General features: G+C 60.1%; 24 protein-coding genes. 16 read left to right on the top strand and 8 right to left on the bottom strand.

All coding sequences use genetic code 11. The annotated features are described in order from the left end of the window. The 5 genes from GLW01_RS09660 to GLW01_RS09680 all read left to right on the top strand — a co-directional run. Positions 1-1,060: hypothetical protein (locus GLW01_RS09660; protein WP_160898921.1), on the top strand; the 1,060-nt coding region annotated here is incomplete at its 5' end. Between the two features lie 138 nt (positions 1,061-1,198). Further along, on the top strand, positions 1,199-1,441 hold the full coding sequence (locus GLW01_RS09665) for a type II toxin-antitoxin system Phd/YefM family antitoxin (protein WP_151439713.1): 243 nt from the start codon (positions 1,199-1,201) through the stop codon (positions 1,439-1,441). Then, positions 1,438-1,701, top strand: coding sequence for a Txe/YoeB family addiction module toxin (locus GLW01_RS09670; RefSeq protein ID WP_160898922.1), 264 nt, complete (start codon positions 1,438-1,440; stop codon positions 1,699-1,701). Before GLW01_RS09665 ends, GLW01_RS09670 begins: the two co-directional genes overlap by 4 nt. Before the next feature lie 142 nt (positions 1,702-1,843). Then, complete coding sequence (locus tag GLW01_RS09675) at positions 1,844-2,101, top strand: type II toxin-antitoxin system Phd/YefM family antitoxin (RefSeq protein WP_022992576.1); 258 nt, start codon at positions 1,844-1,846, stop codon at positions 2,099-2,101. Beyond that, the gene (locus GLW01_RS09680) at positions 2,089-2,391 is read left to right on the top strand and encodes a type II toxin-antitoxin system RelE/ParE family toxin (RefSeq protein ID WP_151439715.1); all 303 of its coding nucleotides are present in this window, start codon (positions 2,089-2,091) and stop codon (positions 2,389-2,391) included. Before GLW01_RS09675 ends, GLW01_RS09680 begins: the two co-directional genes overlap by 13 nt. Positions 2,392-2,480: 89 nt before the next feature. Here the strand turns inward: GLW01_RS09680 and GLW01_RS09685 are convergent, their stop codons facing one another. Both GLW01_RS09685 and GLW01_RS09690 read right to left on the bottom strand, forming a co-directional pair. Continuing rightward, on the bottom strand, positions 2,481-3,314 hold the full coding sequence (locus GLW01_RS09685; RefSeq protein WP_160898923.1) for an aldo/keto reductase: 834 nt from the start codon (positions 3,312-3,314) through the stop codon (positions 2,481-2,483). A gap of 19 nt (positions 3,315-3,333) precedes the next feature. Beyond that, positions 3,334-4,239, bottom strand: coding sequence for a DMT family transporter (locus GLW01_RS09690; RefSeq protein WP_160898924.1), 906 nt, complete (start codon positions 4,237-4,239; stop codon positions 3,334-3,336). A 232-nt stretch (positions 4,240-4,471) separates the two neighbouring features. Here GLW01_RS09690 and GLW01_RS09695 point away from each other — a divergent pair, with 232 nt between their 5' ends. Continuing rightward, complete coding sequence (locus GLW01_RS09695; RefSeq protein ID WP_151439718.1) at positions 4,472-4,990, top strand: phosphate-starvation-inducible PsiE family protein; 519 nt, start codon at positions 4,472-4,474, stop codon at positions 4,988-4,990. Between the two features lie 30 nt (positions 4,991-5,020). Here the strand turns inward: GLW01_RS09695 and GLW01_RS09700 are convergent, their stop codons facing one another. Continuing rightward, positions 5,021-7,378, bottom strand: coding sequence for a DUF748 domain-containing protein (locus GLW01_RS09700; protein ID WP_160898925.1), 2,358 nt, complete (start codon positions 7,376-7,378; stop codon positions 5,021-5,023). Between the two features lie 132 nt (positions 7,379-7,510). Here GLW01_RS09700 and GLW01_RS09705 point away from each other — a divergent pair, with 132 nt between their 5' ends. Continuing rightward, positions 7,511-7,861 (top strand): hypothetical protein, encoded by a 351-nt coding sequence (locus tag GLW01_RS09705; protein ID WP_151439720.1) that lies wholly within the window; start codon positions 7,511-7,513, stop codon positions 7,859-7,861. Next, positions 7,858-8,463, top strand: a complete 606-nt coding sequence (locus GLW01_RS09710; RefSeq protein WP_151439721.1) for a DedA family protein — start codon at positions 7,858-7,860, stop codon at positions 8,461-8,463. The genes GLW01_RS09705 and GLW01_RS09710 overlap by 4 nt, the downstream gene beginning before the upstream one ends. Positions 8,464-8,490: 27 nt before the next feature. Here the strand turns inward: GLW01_RS09710 and GLW01_RS09715 are convergent, their stop codons facing one another. Continuing rightward, positions 8,491-9,411, bottom strand: a complete 921-nt coding sequence (locus tag GLW01_RS09715) for a LysR family transcriptional regulator (RefSeq protein WP_160898926.1) — start codon at positions 9,409-9,411, stop codon at positions 8,491-8,493. Positions 9,412-9,568: 157 nt separating this feature from the next. On the opposite strand from GLW01_RS09715, the gene GLW01_RS09720 reads away from it, so the two are divergent. From GLW01_RS09720 to GLW01_RS09730, 3 genes are all read left to right on the top strand, one after another. Continuing rightward, positions 9,569-10,306, top strand: a complete 738-nt coding sequence (locus GLW01_RS09720) for an SDR family oxidoreductase (RefSeq protein WP_160898927.1) — start codon at positions 9,569-9,571, stop codon at positions 10,304-10,306. A gap of 58 nt (positions 10,307-10,364) precedes the next feature. Beyond that, a complete protein-coding gene (gene nfsA / locus GLW01_RS09725; RefSeq protein ID WP_151439725.1) occupies positions 10,365-11,096 on the top strand; it encodes an oxygen-insensitive NADPH nitroreductase in 732 nt (243 codons plus the stop codon). 104 nt (positions 11,097-11,200) lie between these two features. Beyond that, positions 11,201-11,509: a hypothetical protein gene (locus tag GLW01_RS09730; RefSeq protein ID WP_225741676.1), complete on the top strand. Its 309-nt coding sequence runs from the start codon at positions 11,201-11,203 to the stop codon at positions 11,507-11,509. A gap of 8 nt (positions 11,510-11,517) precedes the next feature. Here GLW01_RS09730 and GLW01_RS09735 read toward each other — a convergent pair whose 3' ends face one another. The 3 genes from GLW01_RS09735 to GLW01_RS09745 form a co-directional block, all read right to left on the bottom strand. Next, complete coding sequence (locus GLW01_RS09735) at positions 11,518-11,994, bottom strand: DUF1682 domain-containing protein (protein WP_151439726.1); 477 nt, start codon at positions 11,992-11,994, stop codon at positions 11,518-11,520. A 96-nt stretch (positions 11,995-12,090) separates the two neighbouring features. Continuing rightward, positions 12,091-12,702 carry a class I SAM-dependent methyltransferase gene (locus GLW01_RS09740; protein ID WP_202405660.1) on the bottom strand — a complete coding sequence of 204 codons (612 nt, stop codon included), beginning with the start codon at positions 12,700-12,702 and terminating at the stop codon, positions 12,091-12,093. 158 nt (positions 12,703-12,860) lie between these two features. Next, positions 12,861-13,994 carry a porin gene (locus GLW01_RS09745; RefSeq protein WP_160898928.1) on the bottom strand — a complete coding sequence of 378 codons (1,134 nt, stop codon included), beginning with the start codon at positions 13,992-13,994 and terminating at the stop codon, positions 12,861-12,863. Between the two features lie 296 nt (positions 13,995-14,290). Between GLW01_RS09745 and GLW01_RS09750 the strand changes: the two genes are divergently transcribed. Continuing rightward, positions 14,291-14,968: a substrate-binding periplasmic protein gene (locus GLW01_RS09750; RefSeq protein WP_160898929.1), complete on the top strand. Its 678-nt coding sequence runs from the start codon at positions 14,291-14,293 to the stop codon at positions 14,966-14,968. Here GLW01_RS09750 and GLW01_RS09755 read toward each other — a convergent pair. Further along, on the bottom strand, positions 14,962-15,450 hold the full coding sequence (locus GLW01_RS09755; RefSeq protein WP_160898930.1) for a YcgN family cysteine cluster protein: 489 nt from the start codon (positions 15,448-15,450) through the stop codon (positions 14,962-14,964). The genes GLW01_RS09750 and GLW01_RS09755 overlap by 7 nt on opposite strands. A 119-nt stretch (positions 15,451-15,569) precedes the next feature. On the opposite strand from GLW01_RS09755, the gene GLW01_RS09760 reads away from it, so the two are divergent. The 4 genes from GLW01_RS09760 (at position 15,570) to GLW01_RS09775 (ending at position 20,256) form a co-directional block, all read left to right on the top strand. Beyond that, positions 15,570-16,949 (top strand): M20/M25/M40 family metallo-hydrolase, encoded by a 1,380-nt coding sequence (locus GLW01_RS09760; protein WP_160898931.1) that lies wholly within the window; start codon positions 15,570-15,572, stop codon positions 16,947-16,949. Between the two features lie 80 nt (positions 16,950-17,029). Next, entirely contained in the window at positions 17,030-19,639 is a 2,610-nt protein-coding gene (locus GLW01_RS09765) for an EAL domain-containing protein (protein ID WP_160898932.1), read from the top strand. A 6-nt stretch (positions 19,640-19,645) separates the two neighbouring features. Then, on the top strand, positions 19,646-19,840 hold the full coding sequence (locus GLW01_RS09770; RefSeq protein WP_095615966.1) for a CPXCG motif-containing cysteine-rich protein: 195 nt from the start codon (positions 19,646-19,648) through the stop codon (positions 19,838-19,840). A 14-nt stretch (positions 19,841-19,854) separates the two neighbouring features. Continuing rightward, positions 19,855-20,256, top strand: coding sequence for an MAPEG family protein (locus GLW01_RS09775; RefSeq protein WP_095615965.1), 402 nt, complete (start codon positions 19,855-19,857; stop codon positions 20,254-20,256). Positions 20,257-20,355: the final 99 nt, after the last annotated feature.

Raw genomic sequence — 20,355 nt, forward strand, 5'->3', positions numbered from 1 at the left:
GGTGGCGGTAGTTGATCACCACCATCGCGTCCTGATCGTAGTTGTAGGGCTTGAAGCGGGGCATGCCAACGACTCCCTGTTGCTCGGTGCCAGCCTACCAAATCGGGGGTTTTTCTACAGTCTCAACACGGCGCTCAACGTGACTGGGTTACGCTTCGCTTCACCCAGCACGGTTAGCTACAAGAGGATAATCATGACTCAAGAAACGCCACTATGCGGAGTCGTACTTCCAATTTCCGCGATTGAGGATTGCTCCGAGGCGCATTGGACCGAAGTTTTAAGTATTCTGACTCAGGCTATTGAGGCTGCTGGCTTCGAAGCCAATGTTGTCAGTAACTCTGACGAAGTAGGGGTCATACACAAGCGGATAATTCAGAATTTATACGATAACCCAGTCGTCGTAGTCGATGTTAGCGCCAAAAATCCAAATGTAATGTTCGAGTTGGGCATGCGGCTTGCGTTCGACAAGCCAACTATAGTTGTTAAAGACGATCAAACACTCTATTCGTTCGACACATCCGCGATCGAACACATTGAATACCCAAGAGATCTACGGTTTTCCCAAATTGTTGAGTTCAAAGAACGCTTAGCCGAGAAGATCGTGGCAACACACAGGAAATCCATTGAGGATGCAAACTACTCAACATTCTTAAAACATTTTGGTCAGTTCAAAGTTGCTAAAATTGAAGAAACGGAGGTTTCCGGACAAGAGTATCTTCTTGAGGAAATGAGGTCTTTGCGGAAATCTGTAGCGCGACTGGAACGAACGACTATGGCACCCAAGAACTATGGGTTTAGCCGGCGCTCAAAATTTTACGGGATGGGTGAGCCACTTGATATTTGCCTCAAACCCTACGACGAAGCGGGGGTTGAACGCGTCTTCAACATGGTTCAATCCCATCCTCGTGTTATCGAAGTTCAATTAGAAGAGCGAACAAAGGACCATTTCCATATTGTAGGTGCGGCGCAGGATCCGGAAGCGGTCCAAGAAATCGAAGACTCCGTGCCAAATCTTATCAATAAGAAAAATGTGCGGCCGCGAAAAAAGCCTGATAGCTAACAAGCAGCTCCACGCGGATAAATTACTCGCTATGCTCCTAATTTACCGGTGAGCAAAGCGTTATGCGGGGCGTTCGTCTTGACGTACGTACCCGGAGGCGTACACTTGATGAAAAGTTGAACACGCAAGAGGTGCGTCATGACCGGAATCACAGCAACTGAGGCGCGCAGCAACCTATATCGGTTGATCGACGAGACCGCCGAGTCCCACCAACCAATCGTCATCATGGGTAAGCGGAACAAAGCCGTCCTGGTTTCCGAGGAAGACTGGTCTGCAATTCAGGAAACACTTTACCTGCTCTCCGTACCAGGTATGCGGGAGTCTATTCGTGAGGGGATGGATACCCCCATGGATGAATGCAATGAGGAGCTGGACTGGTGACATGGAAGTTGGTTTACACCAAGCAAGCCCAGAAAGATGCAAAGAAGTTGGCCTCCAGCGGCCTCAAACCAAAAGCTCAGGAACTGTTAGCGCTGATAGCTGAAGATCCATACCGCAGGCCGCCTCCGTTTGAGATGCTCATTGGTGATCTTGCGGGGGCCTATTCACGCCGCATCAATATTCAGCATCGTCTTGTCTACCAAGTGCTCGAGGACGAGCAAGTGGTGAAAGTCCTCAGGCTCTGGAGCCACTACGAATGATGCATAACCAGCCGCTGTTGCCGGGCAATTTTTCCACCGCTTCGCGGCTCCAAAATTGCCGCAAAGCTTCGAGTTAGCTGGGATTGCCCCACCTGAATAGTGATACTATAGTATCACTGTTGGTCTGATTCAGAGTGAACCCATGAAAGTTGAGCTTGTTACGAACCTCAAGCGCCAAGCGACAAAGATTCTGGCAGATCTGCACTTGTCTAAAGAGCCGATACTGATCACGGAGCATGGTCAGCCATCTGCATACCTTGTTGATGTGCAGGATTACGAGTTCATGCAGCGCCGACTTGAGCTGCTTGAGGGGCTCTCACGGGGAGAGCGTGCTGTACTTGAGGGAAGAACGTACAGCCAGAGTGAGGCCAGGGAGAAAATGAGTAAATGGCTCAAGTAATCTGGACGGAGCCTGCCCTTCAGGAATTGGACGCACTCGCTGAGTACATTGCTCTGGATAACCCTACCGCCGCCAGTCATCTGGTTCAGGAAGTTTTTGATAAAACCGAGCGTTTGGAAGGTTTTCCTCAGTCCGGACGGGTTCCTCCGGAGCTCCCCGATTCGGTGTACAGGGAGGTGGTGATTCCACCGTGTCGCATTTTTTATCGTGAGGATGAGCAGCGGGTTCTCGTCCTCTATGTCATGCGAGAGGAGCGCCAGCTTCGGGCGTACATGCTTGGGAACAGCTAACCAGGCGCGTCACTCGGATGCCTTTGTCTCCGCTTCGCTACGCTACGCCAAAGCCACCGGTGCGCTCAGCGGTACCTTGGCTCGGTGAATCACACAATTGGCAAAGGCCCACCAGCTTTGGGTCTTGGAAACAGCTGTTCCAGCTCATCAAGCTGGTCCCGGTTCAGGGTGACCTCGGCTGAAGCGTGGTTCTCGGCCTGCCGTTCCGGGGAACTCGTTTTCGGAATGGCGATGACATCGTCCTGTGATTGCAGCCAGGCGAGTGCGGCCTGCGCGGGGGTAATGTCGTTACGTTCGGCTAATGCGCGCAGGCCGGGTTGTTCCAGAAGCCGGCCCTGGCCGAGCGGGCAATAGGCCATGGCGGGGAGGCCGTGTTGGCGCATCCACGGCAGTGGATCGTGCTCGATGGTGCGCTCGCCGAGGTGATAGAGAAGCTGGTTGGCGCTGCAGGCGTCACCGCCGGGCACCGCCCAGAGATCCGCCAGGTCTGCGGCATCGAAGTTGCTCACGCCCCAGTGGTGGATCAATCCCTCACGCTGCAGCTCCTCAAAGCCAGCGACGGTCCCGGCCAGGTCGGCGCTACCGCGCCAATGCAGGAGGTAGAGGTCGAGCCGGTCGGTGCCCAGGCGTTCCAGGCTTGCCTCGCAGGCGGCGCGGACGCCGGCGCGAGAGGCGTTGTGGGGGAAGACCTTGCTGACGAGGAAGAGCTCATCCCGCCGATGCCCCATGGCCTCGCCAACGATGCGCTCGGCCCCGCCGTTGCCGTACATCTCCGCCGTGTCGATCAGCGTCAGGCCGGCTTCGATGCCGGCACGTACGGCCGCGACTTCGCGGTTGTGATCACTGGTGCGCTCGCCCATCCGCCAGGTGCCCTGGCCCAGCGCGGGAATGCGTTCGCCGCCGTGCAGCTTAACCTGTTTCATGAGCGCTCCTTATCGCAGATCATGTGGCTTCGGACGTTGCCGGGCGCTTTGTGCGTACCGGCCAGACTTCCAGTACGCCGGCGCTGAGCACCAGCAGGCCGCCGGCAATCTCGATCGGCGCCAGGTGTTCGCCGGCAATTACAGCGGCTGAGACCACACCCACCAGGACCTCCGCCATCAGCAGGATACCGACGCGGGCAGGCTCGAGCCGTGCCGTTGCCCACATCAGGCAGACCATCGAAAGCCCCCACCAGAGACCACCGGTGGCAAGCGCCCAGCCGAACGCGGGAATCGCCGCCTCGATTGCGAGACTCGGCAGGGGCTCAAACACCGGCGCCAGAACAGCCGCCCCCACGCAGGCGCCCAGAGCGAAGACGAAAGCTGCCTCAACGGACCCGGTCTCGGGTTGCGAGCGGATGCCGGTTGTGGCGATTGCCCATAGCAGCCCCGAACTCAGCCCCAGCCAATCCCCAAGGCCGTGCGGCAGCGGCAGCCCCCCATCAGCCCCCAGCACAACGCCCAGACCGATGACGCCCACCACGATGGCAAGCATCCGCAGCCAGGGCGTTGGCCAGCCCATCCCATAACGGGCGATCAGGGTGCTCCAGACCGGCGTGAGAAAGAACAGCAGAACGACTACTGCGACACGCCCGTAAACGAGGCCTATCGAATAGAGTACGAAGGCGACACCGCCCAGTGCAATGGACGCCAGCGCAACCGGGCTGGAGCGCAGGAGACGGTGCCTTGCCCGGATGGCGGCAGGAGTCAGTACCAGTGCGGCCATCGCGACAATGGCCAGGGTCCCCCAGGCACCGGGCAGGCCGTTGGCTGCCAGATGGCGGACCGGCAGCCAGTAGAAGCCCCAGAGACTTCCGGTTCCGATGACCAGCAGTGTCGCGATGATGGTGATGCGGTCGTTATGCATGGTGGGTCGTTACCTGGTGCGTTTCATGGTTCGTTCACTCGCGAGCGGCAGAGCGCACGATAGCCGCTGTCGCGGGACCGACGCCATGGTTTCGCGGCCGGAAATGCAAAAAAGGCATGTCAGTCTGAAACCGGGTGATCGGGACCCATCTCTGGCATACTCGGGTGACGGTTAGAACCAATCAAGCACCGCCGGAATAAACCGGGAAGCAGTGGCTTAGTGGGGATCCTGAATGGCCGAACATGATGATGGACACGTAACAACTTCCCAGCGGCCCCTGGACGAGCGGAATGGGCTCCATCAGGAGCTGCCGATCGACTTTCCCGATCCTTTCTTTCGCGGACTTCACCGGGTCATTCGTTTTGCGATCCGCGTGCTGGCCGTTCTGATGGTTGCCGTCATTCTCTGGGGCGTGGGGGATGTTATCTACATCATTTACGACAGGTTGATCACGCCGCCCTTCCTGCTTCTGGATATCAACGATATTTTCTACACTTTCGGCGCCTTCATGGCGGTGCTGATTGCGGTGGAAATCTTCATCAACATCCGGCTCTACCTGGGGACCAATGTGTTTCCAGTCCAGTTGGTGGTTGCCACGGCGCTTATGGCCATTGCCCGGAAAGTCATTGTGCTGGATTTCGACACTCTGACCCCCATGTATCTGATTGGTATTGCGGCGACGACGCTGGCGCTTGGCATTACCTATTGGCTGTTGAGGCAGGGCAATCAGTACCATGAGTGGGACGACTGATGGCGCGCTGGCCAGGCTCCGTCTGGCCGCTCACTCCGCCGTTACCCCTACCTCCATAGCAATGCGTTCGTTGCCCCCCGGGTCGATCTTGTGTGGGGTGAGAACACGCACCCGGTCGGCATCGATACCGTTTCCGCTGGCATCAACCAGAGCGTCCTGAACGGCTGAAGCGCGGGCTTTGGCCAGTGCTCTGAGATCTGCGTCCGTGACCGGCTGTGCCGCGATAATCCTGTCAGCCAGATGATTGCGATAGGCCAGGGAATCAAAGCCACTGCTGTCCGATGAATCACCCTGCTCTTCCGTGAAGCGCGACTGGATGGCCGCCAGATCTGCCTCCGGGTAATGCGTGGTGAACATTGTCTCCACAACGTCCTGGTTGGCCTCGGCCGTCAGGTTCAGCTCTCCAGTCTCTCTGTCCGCCTGGGCTAGGCGTTGGCGAAGGGCGTCGATGGCTTTCCCGCGCTTCAGGATGGGGCCGTCGAACGTGTGGTTGAAGGGGCCCGTGAGCTCCAGCGCCAGCTCTGGGCGCTGGGTGAGGGCTTCACGAAGCTTGGCGACACGCTCGCGCTGGGGTGGGAGCAGGTCGGAACGGCCCGGCGGGAATTCAACCCGGCCAAGCTCTTCCGAGCCAGCGCCTACCAGGTTGGCGAGGAAGCGGAATGGCGATTGGACAACCGATTTGATGGTTCTGGTCAGTGCCTGGCGGACGACCCCGCCGACGTCGAATTCCGGGCTGCCCACATCGCCGGTCACCGGGAGATCCAGATCGATGACGCCGTTGCTGTCCTTGAGCAGGGCGATAGCCAGATCGAGCGGCAGATCCATGGCATCGCTGACGGCCATTTTCTCGCTGAGCCTGAGGTCACGGAGCACGAGGCTGTTGCGCCCGTCGAGCTGCTGTTCGCTGACGGTATAGTCCAGATCCAGGTCCATGGTGCCCCCCGCTATCCTGCGGCCGGCAAAGCGCACGGTGTAGGGGGAGTATTCCGGTATCTGGAGGTTGCGGAACCTCAGTTTCAGGCTGGTATCGCGCATGGGGTGCCAGGCGTGGATGGTGCCGTCCACGCGCGTCAGTCCGTAGTCCGCGACCTGGCCCTCAAGGGCGACCTGTGCTGGCTGGTCCGAGCTGGAGCTCAGGGTCGATACCTGACCGTTCAATGTGTGGATGCTTGTTGAGAAGGGCAGTGGCAGTGAACGGTCCGCAAACCGGAGGGTGCCGTCGGTCAGCTCAACGCCCTCAATGGTGATGTCGAATGGGGCCGTTTCGTCGTCCGTGTCATCCATGCGCGCGGCCCCGTCATCTTCCGCCTTGGCGGGGGCCGTCGCCATAAGCTGGCTGAAGTTGGTGGTGCGGTCCTCGTTGATGATCAATCGCCCGAACAGGCCGTTGAGGCTGATGGGAGCGGTCTCGAGCCGCCTTTCATCCAGATTCAGGTCGAGTTTTTTGGTGTGGAGGCTCTGCCACCCGATGAGGGCGTCCTGATTGGAGCCCTCACGGATGTTCAGGGTTTCAATGCCTGCGGAGCCCTCGAATGCAAAGGGCTGCTCTGCCCCGGTCTGCATCCGCCCGTCCAGGTTGAGTGTGCCGTCACTGAGTTGCACGTTCGCGAACTGGCGCAGGTAGGGTTGGGCCTGGTTGAGTGCCAGTTCATTGATCCGGGCGTTGCCCGCCAGGACGGCTGTCGGCAGGAGTTGAAGTGAGCCGTCGAAGGCCAGCGTGCCGCCGCCCTCGAGCTGTCCGTCCAGAGCGACCGGGAAACGTGCGCCTTCCTGCAGCGAGAGGTCACTGGCGGAAAGCATTAGGTCCTCCAGTGCCAGCGATACCCGTTTCGGTTGATCCGTTTCTGTTGTCCCATCCCGCAGGTTATCCGTAAAACGCAGAGCAGCCTCTGTCACGCGCAGCTCATCCACCTGCAATGCGGGCAGTGACGAGGCCTCGTCTTCGGCAGGGGCGTCCTCCGACGGCTCGGGCGCAAGTCGGGAAAGGCGTGTCTTGCCGGAGGCGAAGCGTTCTTCGTGAATCATTGGTCTGTCGAGGCGTATGGTCTGGAACGTCCAGGCTCCGTTGAGCGCGCTGGACCAGGCCAGGTCGACGAAGAGCTGCTGCCAGCCAAGAAGCTGACGGTTGTCGGTGTCGTCCAGGGCGAGCCCGTCGATCCGGAGCGTGAGCGTGTACGGATTGACGTGGACGGCCTCAATGCGGAGCTCGCGCCCGAAGTCTTCCTTGGCGGTGCTCGCGGCCAGGTACTGGATGAGCCAGGGCGCGATGAGAAAGCCCAGCAGGGTATACGCGATGACCAGCGCGAGCAGCCAGAACCGGATCCGGCGCGGGGAGGCCCATCGTGTTCGCAGGTAGCCGCCGAAACGACGGAGTGAGTCACTTGGCATGGGGACCACATCCATGGGCATTGAAATGAACCGTTCTGCATAGACTAAACCTGCCCGAGCCTGGCGTCACTTCCTGCCCATCCCAGGTGCTGATAAGCTGACGCCGACACCCCTTCCCTTGGATACAGACCATTGCTGACCGCTGCGCGTAATCTCTGGCGGAAACACCGGTTTCTCTTTATTGCATTCATCACGGCGCTGGTGGTGACGGCATTCTTTGCCGCACGCCTCGTGCTCTTCAGCCTGTACTGGGCCGAGCCGGCCCATCAGGATCAGCCAGTGGAAGGCTGGATGACCCCGCGCTATGTGGCCCTTTCCTATGACCTGCCGCCCGGGGTGGTGCGTGAAGCGCTGGAGCTGGAGCCCGTTGATGGTGAGCGCCACACGCTCGAGGAGATCGCTGAGGCCTCCAGCCTGACCCTCGAGGAGATACAGCGCCGTATTGACGAAGCCGTACGTGCCCAAAAGGGTGACAGGGAATGACGGACACGGTCTTTCTCCTTGTTGCCACCTACGGCAGCGCCGCCCTGTTTGCCGTAACCTTCCTGAGCTGTCTGGCGGTGCCCGTGCCGGCATCGCTGATGATGCTCACCGGTGGTGCCTTCGCGGCCTCAGGCGACCTGCCTCTCGCTTCGGTGAGCCTGGCGGCCTATGGGGGCGCCCTGAGTGGTGACCAGACCGGCTATCTGCTCGGGCGCTCATGCGCGGGGTGGCTTGAGCGCTGGGCGGAGGCCCGCCGGGGCCGGGCCGCACTGCTGGGTCGGGCGCACGCTTCTGTTGAGCGTTGGGGCGGTATGGGCGTTTTTCTGAGCCGATGGTTCGTCAGCCCGCTCGGGCCCTATGTCAACTTCGCGGCGGGCGCTGGGCGCATGCGCTGGGCGCGCTTCAGTGTATGGAGTGTGGCCGGGGAGACGGTATGGGTGGCGCTGTATGTGGGCCTGGGGTATCTGTTCGCGAGCAGTCTGACTGCCGTCGCCGAGTTCGCGGCTGACCTGAGCGGATTGGTCGCCGGTGCTGTGGTCGCCGTAGGGCTCGGGTTCTGGCTGCGCATGATGCAGAAGCGCCATGGCCGCGTGAAGGGGTGATCCTTTTCAGTCCGTTATCCGTTACCTTCAGCGGGCCTCTTCCCCTTCCGTCATAAGTTCCCTGGCTACGTCATGGATCTGCTCCCGTAACCACTGATGCGCCGGATCCTGCCGGTAGCGCACATGCCAGCCCAGGTGCACCGGGAAGGTGCCAAGGTCTGCTGGAGGTGTCACGACCCGCAGGCGCGGGTCTCGCACAAAGCGCCGGCAGATCAGGTTGGGGAGCGTAGTGCAGTAGTCCGTGGTGGCGATCAACTCGGGGATGGAGAGAAAGTGGGTTACGGAGACGGCCACATCCCGTTCCAGACCCTGCCGGCCGAGCGCCTCAAACAGACCCTTCTTCAGGCGGCCGGGAGGTAGCATATTGACGTGCTTCAGGCTCTCGAACGCGTCGCGCGTGAGCTGATCGCCCTGAAAGGGATGGTCCGCCCGCAGGACACAGGCCAGACCGTCCTCCATCAATGGCTGCACCACCAGGTTGTCCGGTGGGTCCACAATCCGCCCCAGTACAAGAGCGGTATCTCCGGCGGCCACGCCGGTCTCCGCCAGGTCCGCGCCGTAGGGAACAATGCGGATCTGAATACCCGGTGCCCGGTACTGCAGGCGCTCGACAAGTCTTGGTACGAACACGTATTCCACGTAGTCATTGGCGGCGATCACAAACCGCTGGGTTGTCGTCGCCGGGTCGAAGGTCTGCTGCTCCAGCACCAGATGGTCGATTTCCCCCAGCGCATCGCGGATGGCAGGGCCAATGGCGAGGGCTTTCTCGGTTGGCCTCATGCCATAACGTTCGCGGATGAAAAGCGGATCCTGGAACAGTTCCCGGCAGCGGGCCAGGGTGTTGCTCAGTGCCGGCTGGGTAATGCCCAGGCGCTTGGCGGCGCGCGTGACGCTGCGCTCTTCCAGGAGTGCGATGAAGGTTCTCAGCAGGTTCAGGTCATAGCGCATGGATATGTCATATTAAAATATCTGGAATAACAGAGATAAATTAGATGAATTTTACCCAATACCCCATGGTGTCCGCCAGATCAAACGGCTCAGGCCGCGGATGATCGGTACTCGCAAACAGGCGACCCGGCAATTCAAATCACGAGGAGTTATGACCATGTCCGACATTATGGGAAAAACCGTCATCATCACCGGTGCCAGCAGTGGCCTGGGTGAGGCCACTGCCCGTATGCTGGCCGATAAAGGCGCCAGGCTGATGCTGGCAGCACGGCGTGAAGACCGACTGAAAACACTGACCGATTCCATCAACGCGGCGGGTGGCGAAGCGAGCTACCAGGTGGCGGATGTGACTGACCGCAACGCCATGCAGGCGCTGGCGGATCAGACCCGGGAAACCTATGGCCGTATTGATGTGCTGATCGCCAATGCCGGGCTGATGCAGCTGGCGCCGCTGGACAAACTCAAGGTTGATGAGTGGGATGCCATGATTGATATCAACATCAAGGGCGTTCTGTATGGCCTGGCGGCGGTGCTGCCGACCATGCGGGAGCAGCAGTCCGGCCATATCATCAATCTTTCCTCGGTTGCGGGCCACACGGTCTTTCCCGGCGCTGCGGTCTATTCCGCCACCAAGTACGCGGTCAAGGCGCTCTCGGAAGGCATCCGGCAGGAGTCGAACGGTGAGATCCGCGCAACCAATATTTCGCCCGGCGCGGTTGAAACCGAGCTCACCGACCATATTACGGACCCGGGCGCACAGGAAGCGGCAAATGAGCTGTATTCCGTTGCCATCGGCTCCGATGCCATCGCCAGGGCCATAACCTATGCCATTGAGCAGCCCGGTGATGTGGATGTGAATGAGCTGATCATCCGGCCCACGCAGCAGCAACTGTAATCCCTGGAAATCGGGTATCCTCTGGGTACCCGAACGTGTTCATCTGCAGTGAGGATTCATGAATTCAGTTATCGAGCTTCTGAAGTCCCATCGCTCCATTCGCAAGTTCACTGAGGAAAAGATTCCCCATGAGCTGTTGCTGGAGCTGGTGCGTGCCGGCCAGAGCGCGGCGACCTCCAGCCACATTCAGGCCTACAGCGTGATCCACGTAACCAGGCCGGAGAACCGTGAGCAGATTGCCGAATTGGCCGGCGGCCAAGGCTATATCGCGAGCTGCTCGGATTTCCTGGTGTTCTGCGCCGACATGAAGCGGCCCACGGATGCAGCGGAGCGTACCGGCGCCAACGTGGTGCGGGGCATGACCGAGCAGCTTCTGGTGGCGAGCGTGGATACCGCGCTGATGGCCCAGAATATGGCGGTGGCGGCCGAATCCGAGGGTCTGGGGATCTGCTACATCGGCGGTATCCGCAATAACCCGCAGGCCGTCAGTGACCTGCTGCAGCTGCCGGAGCATGTCTACCCGGTCTTCGGCATGTGCCTTGGCTATCCGGCCCAGGATCCGGAGGTGAAGCCCCGCCTGCCGGCGGAGGCGATCCTTAAGGAGGATGTCTACAGCGAGGACCCGGATGAGGTTGAGGCCTTCGACCAGACCATGCAGGGCTACTACCAAGCCCGTACTGGCGGCAATAAGGACAGCAACTGGTCACAGAATCTGACGCCGCTGTTTGATACCAAACTGCGTCCGCACATGCGGGATTTCCTGGTGAAACGCGGTTTCGAGATGAAGTGACAAGCGTCCAGCGGCTTCCCGGCTCTGGGAACGTCGAACACCGAGGCATCGATATGATTTACAATGTGACCCTTATAAGGGGCAGTGGACCAGCAGGGGGTGGTGTGAAGCGTTCAGTATCGGTGCTTATTGTTGCACTGTTTGCCGTTTCCGGGTGTCAGACGTCCAGCCAGCTTACAGCGGCGGTTTCAGACGAGGAAGGCGTCAGCTGTGGTGAGATCCGGCAGGCGTTCCAGGCGTATGAGCGTGATCGCCAGTCCGCACAGGCGCTGAAGGAGCTGTCTCTTATGCTCAGTCCCTCAGCCGGAGCTTACGCCGCCGAGGGTATTGAATCGGCTGAAGGTTACTACGAGCAGATCCGGATCAGCACCAACCTGGCACTGGCCACAAGAGGGTGTGATCCGGTCCGCTGATCGGGGCTTCAATCCCAGAACTTCCACCAGCCCTGGCTGTTTTCCTGGCGCTTCTGCTGGCCCTTCTCGCTTCCTTTACCGGCCTGAGGGGCGCCATCCTTTTTGGCGAGTCCGGCGGGCATGTCGTCTCCCTGGCGCTTGCTCTGCTTGCCTTTTTTCTCTTTTTGCCGATCATCCCGGTCGCGAGCTTCCCTTTCGCGCTCTTTCGCCTGTGCCCGCTTTTCTTCAGCACGTTCCTGGGCTTCCTCGCGCTTTTCCTCAGCGTCTTCCCTCGCGTCTTCTTCCTGCTCCTGGGCTTGTTCCCGTTTTTCTTCAGCGCGCTCCTGCGCTCCTTCACGCTGCTCTTCTGCCCGCTCGCGAGCCTTTTCCGCGCGTTCCTTACCCTTGCCGGCGGCGTGATCCGGAGGGCCATCCTGCCCCATCGCCCCTGAGCTGAGGGTGAGGGTCAACGCGGTTACGATCATCAAAGCGAGTTGTCTGTACATGTCTGCTTCCTCGGGCATGGAAATGGTTGCGTCTGCAGTTGAACAGACGCTCATGGTCCGCTACCGGTTCCATGTTATGAAACACCGGGCGTTTTGTCAGAGGTTCCGGGGTCGGGCAACCGCGAGACAGGACGCCCGGTCGCCGTGGGTTTCGAGGGTTGTGAAGGTTTCCAGCTCCAGCCCCGCTGCCTCGATCTGCGCCCGGAAGTCGGCCTCGTAGGTGACCCGTCCGAAGTCGATGCTGGTAAGGCGTCGAAGCACGGGCTTGAACGCCTCCATCATTCTGGAGTGGCTGTTCTGGATGGTCTGGGTGAAATGGATCCGGCCGCCGGAATTCAGGAGCGTGCAGCAGTGGCGCAGTGCCTGTTCAGGTTCGGGCAGCAGCATGAAGCTGGCAGAGAAGTAGATGGCATCATAGGGGCCGCCCTGGTGAGCGTAGACGGATTCCTGGTGGACCACGACCCGATCACTCAGGCTGGACTGCGCCAGCCGCTGCTGTGCCCGTTCCACGTAATCCCCGTCGATATCGATACCGGTGATGTGCAGCTGTTTGCGGGTGACATGCTCGGCATTGGCAATAAGGGCGCCGGCGGTTCCGATGCCGACATCCAGTACGGAGGCGCCCGCAGGCAACCGTTCCAGCACTTCAGCGTACCAGCGGCTGGTCAGCCTGAGGATCAGTGTGTCGTAGATAGCGCTTCGGATCATGGTTGCCAAACCTATCACAGCAGCCAGTTGGTAACACGCTTGGTTGTGGGTGAAACCATTCCGGTTCCAGGGTGAGCCGGCTTGGTCTGGGGATAGGGTGGCGGGGTTCAGGGGACGCCACCGCCACCATCATCAATGGCGGTGGCGTGGGGCATGGATCAGAAGTAGTAGTCCATGGTCACGTACATGGCGTCGAAGTCCGACTCGTAGATATCGCCGTTGCCATCGATATCACCATTGGAGTTCAGGTACTCGACGTAAACCCAGCCAGGCCCGTAATCATACCGGACGCCCGGAGAGATGCCGTAAACGGTATCGGCCTTGTTCGTATCCGTATCCGTTGTTGCTGCGGTCGCATCCAGGTAGGCGAACCAGTTACCTGACGTGTAACCGCCCTGAACCGCATAGCGGGTGTTTTCTATATCCGCTTGAACGCCAGCATCGGGGATATCGCGTTTAACGCGGATCACTTCCGCTTTGGTGGTGATGGATCCGTATGATCCTTCAAAGTATGCAGCAAAAGCGCTGTGCGAGCCGTCATCGTTAGTGCTGCAGGTTGTCGTGTCGCATTTGTTTCCGAGGTCTTCAATGTCCTGGAGAATACCCGTCTGTGCCGATAGGCCGAATGTCGAGCTGTTCCCTTCTTGCTCAAAGGTGTAGCTGACGTCGGCGACACCTGTCTTAATCTTACGGTAGGTCGCGGGAATCCCTTTGAAACTGCCCCAGTGCCCGTTGTCGTCGACAGTGTCAGTGCTGGTTTCACCCCAGTCATCCTGATGGAAATAGGCAATCGAGATATCCAGATCGGACATTTGCCCTGTGAATTTGGCGCCAACATCCATCTGGTCACCGTAACCGCCCTGAAGCATGTCACCAGGCCAGAAGTTCACGGTCTTCCAGCCAAACGGCACCTGAGACTTACCGATTTTAACGTCCCAGTTCTCGTTCAGGTCCCGTCCGACCCACAGCTTGTGGATCGCGAATCGGTCACCCGTTGAGTTGTTCACTGGGTCGGTGAAGCTGCCTGGCCCAAAGCGCACCTCAGTCGATAAACGCCATGGCCCGTCATCCTGAGTGTGGTCACCATACAGAATGAAGGTTTCTTCACCGATATCGCCCCCGGTCTCGTTATCCAGGTTCTCATTGAACTTGAGCGAGCTGAAATCGGAATTGGTCACGTGCCGGTAGGTCGCCCAAACCCCCGCTGAAATATTGGTCGTCGCAACGGCCAGTGAGGGGGCGGTGGCTGACATGGCGGCTGTTACTGCGGCACCGATCAACTTTTTCTTCATTGCATAGACTCCTTTTCTAAGGGATTTCCGAAACTCCGAGTTGCGAGAGGGTAATTTTATTTTGATTGAACGTCCAGTTAAAAAAAGAAACACCGATTCTGTCGGTGATGGATTCCAGCGTTGGGCCTGCCTCCTGGGCGAATTAACCGATCATTGCAATTCGGGCTCGTGATCGGTCACAAATAACATTAACCTGACGCAATCGAACCAGGTTCATGGGTAGGCGATCGATGAGGCGGAATGGATGCTTTCGTGCATGCCTCGTGCTGGCGTTGGTGCTGACATCAGGAGCGGGTGTGCATGCTGGCCAGAGCGTGACCGTGGCGGCGCCCAATCTGGCCAACCTGATTGAGCCGGATGGTTCCGGCATCTATCAGCGGCTGATGGCGCGCGCCCTGGAGCCGCTGGATGTGAAGGTGGAACCGGTTTTCTACCCATACCGGCGTGCCCTTCGGATGTTTGAGGAATCCCGGGTTGATTGCCTGCTCTCACTGACGGATGTGGTGCGTCGGCGCATTGGCAGCGACGCCATCGTCTACAGTTATCCCCTTGGCAGGTTCAGCTTCCATATCTTCACACTTGCTGAAGACCCTCCGATTGAGTCCCTTGAGGCGCTGGAAGGCCGGGTTGTCGGGAGTATCAAGGGGCATGAGCTGTATCTGGGCCCGACCATAAAGGGAGATATGGCGCTGGAGTCGGTACCCTCAGAGGCGCAAGCGGTCCAGATGCTGAAAATGGGCCGTCTGGACGCTCTCATCGCCGCCCTCCCGGACATCCGGCCCCATCTGGATGGGCTGAACTATGACCCGGACCGCCCCCTGCTCGAGAGCTACGACCGCATCAACTGCCATGATACGGCGAAAAACCGGGCCTTCATCCAGGCCCTGTCCCGGGAACTCAGGGGTCTCAAGGAAAAAGGTGTCTACCAGGAGGTTATGGGGTCGTTATATATGCCGTTTAAGGATCCTCACTGAGCCCCTTTAGAAACGGGGGCGGGCTCCTCCTGGATCCAGTCGACGATGTGCTCCTCATAGTCCTCCGGGTCGACGATGGGCTCGGGAAGAACATGACCCTGCACCGAGATTCCCGCTGTATGGACGGTGGCGCGTGAACCGGAAACCAGGGGGTGCCACCAGGCCAGCCCCCGACCCTCGGCGATCCGCCGGTAGGCGCAGCTTTTGGGCAGCCAGTCGCTGTTGCGCGCGATCGAGGGGGTGACCTGGAGGCAGTCCGGCACCTCGCTCAAGCGGTTGGGGTAGTCCGAACACAGGCAGCTCTCGCAGTCGAGCAGCCGACAGGCGATCTGCGTGGCATAGACGTCACCGGTATCCGCGTCTTCAAGCTTATGGGTACAGCAGCGCCCGCAGCCGTCGCAGAGAGATTCCCACTCATCAGCCGTCATTGCTTCCAGCTGCTTGCGCTCCCAGAACGGAACGGTTCCATCAGTATTGGTCATGGCCTACCCCCTGTTATCCGCGAGGGTACGGTGATCGCGCGGTGCCTTCAAATACTTGTTCGCCCGTGGCTGCTCCCCTATGCTCGAAAGCCCCGAAACCGGTGAACAAGGAGCGCCTCATGCTGGAATCCGTCCTGCAACGCATCGATAACGGCCTCGAGGGATCCATCGAGCGCTGGGCCGACCTGTTGCGTATTCCCAGTGTCAGTACGGATCCAGCCTATGAGAGCGCCATGCGCGAGGCAGCGCAGTGGCTTCTGGATGAGCTGGCGCCGCTGGGATTCCGCGTTGAGATCCGCGAAACCGAGGGTCACCCGGTGGTGATCGGCCATCATGAAGGCCCCGGGGATGATGCCACCCACGTGCTCTACTACGGCCACTATGACGTGCAGCCGCCTGAGCCGTATGAGGAGTGGCGCAACGAGCCCTTTGAGCCGACGCTCGAGGACAGTCCCCATGGCCGGAAGATGGTTGCCCGGGGCGCGGTCGACGACAAGGGTCAGTTGATGATGTGGGTCGAGGCCCTGAAGGCCTGGCATGCGGAGCACGGCGGTCTGCCGATACAGGTGACGGTGCTGCTTGAAGGGGAAGAGGAAGTTGGCAGTAGGAACCTCCGACCAGTGCTGGAGCGCTACCGGGACGAGCTCAAGGCCGACGTCTGCGTGGTGAGCGATACCGGCATGTGGGACGTGGACACCCCTGCCATCACCTACACCCTCCGTGGCCTGCTCTACACCGAACTGACCTGTCGTGGCCCGGGCCATGACCTGCACTCCGGCTTCTACGGCGGTGCCATCGAAAACCCGATCAATGGTCTCACAAAAGTACTCGGCGCACTCCAGGATGAGAAGGGCCGGGTTCAGGTGCCCGGGTTCTACGACGGCGTGGTGGAACCCTCCGACGAGGAGCTGGCCGCCTGGAAAGCCCTCAATATGGACGATACCGGCTTCCTTGCCTCCGCTGGCGTGACCACTGCAGGCGGTGGTGAGTCGGACCGCAGCCTGCTGGAACGGGTCTGGTCGAGGCCCAGCTGCGACATCAACGGCATCATTGGCGGTTTCACCGGCAACGGCGCCAAGACGGTGATCCCCCGGGAGGCCAGCGCCAAGGTGAGCTTCCGGCTGGTGCCGGACCAGGACCCGGACCGCATTATCGAGAGCCTGCGCCGCTTCATTGATGACCACACGCCGGCGGGCTGTTCCATTGAGCTCACCGTGCACTCGGCGGCCCCTGCCATCCGTATTCCCACGGAATCCCGGTACCTCAAGGCCGCCCTGAGCGCATTGGATGCGGTCTATGACCGCGAGCCGGTTCTGCTGGGCAGCGGCGGCTCTATCCCCATTGCGGCCTGGGCGCGGGACATCCTCGGCATCGATACGCTGCTGATGGGCTTCAGCCTGGAGGATGACGGCATGCACAGCCCCAATGAGAAATTCGAGGTGACCTGCTTCCATCGTGGCATGCGGGCCCATGCGGCACTTCTGGAGCAGCTGCGCTGACGGACTGTCCGGAAGTCGCAGGCACTGCCGCAGCTCACTGTCTATACTGCAGCCGGTAAGACACAGGCTCAGGAGTATCCATGGGCAGGGTCGCATTGCACATCTGGACCGCATACCGGGGCGCCGTTGGAGCGATGCTCGCGCTGGCGCTTGTGCTTGCGAGTCTGTCCGCTGCGGGCGCGGTTACGGTACTGCCCGGCACCACCAGCCAGAATCCTACCCACAGCCTCGAGTACTGGTCTGAGCCGGCCGACCGCTCTGTGACCATGCCCGCTATTCTCGCAGGGGAGGTCAGCCCGGACTGGTCGCCGGTGGAGGGGGATGTGGCCAATTTCGGCTATACCGCGGGCACAAACTGGTATCGGATGCGGCTGGAAAACCCGCTTCAACAGCCGGTAGAGCGGCTTCTGGAGATCCGATACCCGCTGCTGGATCATATAGAGTTCTATCGGGTGCGTGGTGGGACCATTGTCGAAAGCCACCTGACCGGGGACCATTACCCTTTCGAGTCCAGACCCATGGGCCACCGGACCTTCATTCTGCCGATGGAGCTCGAGCCGGAGTCAGAGAGCCGGATTTATCTTCGGGTCAGGACGTCCGGTTCCCATCAGGTTCCGATGATGTTGTGGAAGCCAGAGACCTTTTTTGAGGTGAATGAGACGGACATGGTGGGTCGCAGCATGTTCTACGGCATGCTACTGATCATCATCACCTTCAATGTCTTCCTTTATGGCGCACTGCGTGAACGCAGCTACCTCTACTATGTGCTCACCAATGCCACGCTTCTGGTGCTTATGGCCAGTCTCCACGGCATGGCCTTCCAGTTCCTCTATCCGAGCTATCCGGAGATCAATGAGCGTGTGACCCTGGTGTCCTCCGCCATGATTGCGCTCTTTTTCAGCCTGTTCGCACGGACCTTCCTCAACATCACGCCGGAGATGCGCGTCCGGAGCAATGTTTTCCATGGCCTGACCATTGTCACTGCACTGAATACCGTGGCGGCATTCTTCATCAGCTATGACCTGTCCACCCGGCTGTCCGTGATGCTGGCGGGCATGGTGAGTCTCATCATGTTCCTCATCGGCCTTGCGATGATGGTCCGGGGGCACCGGGCTGCCCGATACTTCATGGGGGCCTGGATCATGCTGCTGGTGGGATCGATGGCCTGGATACTGCTGGTGGCCGGGCTGGTGCCCTCCAACTTCCTGACGCGCTATGGCGTGGAACTGGGGGCGGTCTCCCAGGCGCTGGTGCTGACGTTCGCGATGGGGCAGCGCTTCAGCTATGAACAGCGCGCCCGCCTGAAGGCCATGGAGGAGCGAGAATCCATGGAGCAGAGCCTGCTGGAGCAGGCGCGGCACCATGGCCTGACAGGGCTGCCGGGCCGCAATCTTCTGGAGGTGGTGCTGGGCGGGTGCACTGAGCGTGTGGACCATCGGCGGGACTGCAGCCTGGCGCTGGTGCTGATCCATTTCCGGGGCTTTGACGACATCAACAAGACCCTGGGCCATGAAAACGCGGACCAGCTTCTGTACCAGCTGGCATGGCGGATGAATGAGGTGGTCCTGGGACTCCCGGATTCGGTCATCATCGAGAACATCAGCGGTAACCCCTGTGCCGTTGCGCATGTGGAGGGCATTACCTTCGCCTGCGCCTTCCATCCGCGGGAGACAGAGGCCATGCATGGCCAGATGGAGGCGCTCGTGGAAGCGCTGCGCCAACCGATGGAGTTCCGCGGGCTGAGCCTGGATATGCGGATGGTCGGTGGCTGTTCCTTTTACCCGGAGGACAGTGCCGACATCACCACCCTGCTCCGCCACGCCTTCATCGCCTTTGATCAGGCCGAGAGCGGCGTCAGCCACGTGGCGACCTATACCGAGTCCATGAATCCCTACAGTGAGCGCCGCCTTACCCTGATGACCGAGCTCCGCCGGGCCATCAGGGAGGACAGTCTGGCGCTGTACTTCCAGCCCCAGGTGCGGCTGAGCTCCGGGGAGGTGTGTGGCTTTGAGGTGCTGCTGCGCTGGAACCATCCGGATCACGGATTCATCCCCCCGGATGAATTCATCCCCATGGCGGAGCAGACCGGCCTTATTCAGCCTCTGACCCAGTGGGTTCTGGATCGCTCCCTGCTCTTTGGCGCTTCCATGGATGCCGCCGGCCATCCCGTGCGCATGGCGGTGAACATCTCCGCACGCAATCTGGAGGAACCGGCGTTCGCGGACATGGTTCTGGGGTTGCTCGAGCGCCATGGACTGCCCACCGGGCGGCTGATTCTGGAAGTGACCGAGACCGCCACCATGGTTAATCCCATCAACGCCCTCCAGGCATTACGCGGTCTCTATGACGCCGGCATCCGCCTTGCCATTGACGATTTCGGCACCGGGTATTCGTCGCTGTCCTACATCCGCAAGCTGCCGGTTCACGAGATCAAGATTGACCGTTCCTTTGTGCGGGAAATGGACGCCAACCGGGAGGACGCCACCATCGTGCGCACCACCATCAACATGTGTCATGATCTTGGTTTCGAAGTGGTCGCCGAAGGCGTGGAAAGCGATGACACCTCGCAGCTGCTGCGGAACATGCAGTGCGACATCATGCAGGGCTATCATCTCAGCAGGCCCATGCCGGAGGAGCATGTCGCCGGCTGGCTGTCGACCTGGTATTACACCAGCGGTTCAGGAGGCTGAGACCCTATGGCGCTGACCGAGACGGTACCCGTGCCCTGTCCCTGCTGCGGGGAGGTGATCGATGTCCTGGTCGACTGCTCCCTGGGTGACCAGACCTATGTGGAGGACTGCTTCGTCTGCTGTCAGCCGCTGGTGCTGACCGTCTCTGTAGACCCCGAGACCGGCCAGCCAGCAGTGGATGCCATGCCCGAAAACGCCTGAACCGAGGAGACTCCATGCTCGCACCCGCGACTGCCTTCTATGCTGTTGTCTTTGTGGTCCTGAAACTGATCCTGGTGTGGCGGGTCGTGGCGTTGCGCCAGCAGTTGGGGGTGGGTGTTGGTGATGGCGGGCATCAGCAGCTGAATGTGGCCTCGCGCATCCACGGCAACTACATCGAGTCCATGCCGCTGATGCTGGTGCTGATGTTCATTGCGGAGATGAACGGGGTGGCCTATGCCGCGTTGCACACCGTGGGAGGTCTTTTCCTGGTCAGCCGGATCGGCCACGCGTGGGGCATGCACGAAGCCCAGGGGCGCTGGCATGCGGCCCGCGCAGCGGGCGTTGCGGGCACCTGGCTGGCGCTGCTCGGCGCCTGTGGTCTGCTGGTGTACAACGTGCTGACCATCCGTTACTGATTTGACCCCCCGTAACCGATCTCGGGTTACACCTACAGTTCTCTGTTCATTTCCAGTACAATCCGCCACCGATCCGGGCCGCTTGAATAACCGCTGTCT

It is taken from the genome of Vreelandella halophila (assembly GCF_009856365.1).
Lineage (GTDB): Bacteria > Pseudomonadota > Gammaproteobacteria > Pseudomonadales > Oleiphilaceae > Halospina > Halospina utahensis_B.

Coding starts and splice junctions, on each gene's coding strand:
- GLW01_RS09665 (WP_151439713.1), top strand. CDS start 1,199: ATGACCGGAATCACAGCAACTGAGGCGCGCAGCAACCTATATCGGTTG.
- GLW01_RS09675 (WP_022992576.1), top strand. CDS start 1,844: ATGAAAGTTGAGCTTGTTACGAACCTCAAGCGCCAAGCGACAAAGATT.
- GLW01_RS09680 (WP_151439715.1), top strand. CDS start 2,089: ATGGCTCAAGTAATCTGGACGGAGCCTGCCCTTCAGGAATTGGACGCA.
- GLW01_RS09685 (WP_160898923.1), bottom strand. CDS start 3,314: ATGAAACAGGTTAAGCTGCACGGCGGCGAACGCATTCCCGCGCTGGGC.
- GLW01_RS09690 (WP_160898924.1), bottom strand. CDS start 4,239: ATGCATAACGACCGCATCACCATCATCGCGACACTGCTGGTCATCGGA.
- GLW01_RS09695 (WP_151439718.1), top strand. CDS start 4,472: ATGGCCGAACATGATGATGGACACGTAACAACTTCCCAGCGGCCCCTG.
- GLW01_RS09700 (WP_160898925.1), bottom strand. CDS start 7,378: ATGCCAAGTGACTCACTCCGTCGTTTCGGCGGCTACCTGCGAACACGA.
- GLW01_RS09710 (WP_151439721.1), top strand. CDS start 7,858: ATGACGGACACGGTCTTTCTCCTTGTTGCCACCTACGGCAGCGCCGCC.
- GLW01_RS09715 (WP_160898926.1), bottom strand. CDS start 9,411: ATGCGCTATGACCTGAACCTGCTGAGAACCTTCATCGCACTCCTGGAA.
- GLW01_RS09720 (WP_160898927.1), top strand. CDS start 9,569: ATGTCCGACATTATGGGAAAAACCGTCATCATCACCGGTGCCAGCAGT.
- nfsA (WP_151439725.1), top strand. CDS start 10,365: ATGAATTCAGTTATCGAGCTTCTGAAGTCCCATCGCTCCATTCGCAAG.
- GLW01_RS09735 (WP_151439726.1), bottom strand. CDS start 11,994: ATGTACAGACAACTCGCTTTGATGATCGTAACCGCGTTGACCCTCACC.
- GLW01_RS09740 (WP_202405660.1), bottom strand. CDS start 12,702: ATGATCCGAAGCGCTATCTACGACACACTGATCCTCAGGCTGACCAGC.
- GLW01_RS09745 (WP_160898928.1), bottom strand. CDS start 13,994: ATGAAGAAAAAGTTGATCGGTGCCGCAGTAACAGCCGCCATGTCAGCC.
- GLW01_RS09755 (WP_160898930.1), bottom strand. CDS start 15,450: ATGACCAATACTGATGGAACCGTTCCGTTCTGGGAGCGCAAGCAGCTG.
- GLW01_RS09760 (WP_160898931.1), top strand. CDS start 15,570: ATGCTGGAATCCGTCCTGCAACGCATCGATAACGGCCTCGAGGGATCC.
- GLW01_RS09765 (WP_160898932.1), top strand. CDS start 17,030: ATGGGCAGGGTCGCATTGCACATCTGGACCGCATACCGGGGCGCCGTT.
- GLW01_RS09770 (WP_095615966.1), top strand. CDS start 19,646: ATGGCGCTGACCGAGACGGTACCCGTGCCCTGTCCCTGCTGCGGGGAG.
- GLW01_RS09775 (WP_095615965.1), top strand. CDS start 19,855: ATGCTCGCACCCGCGACTGCCTTCTATGCTGTTGTCTTTGTGGTCCTG.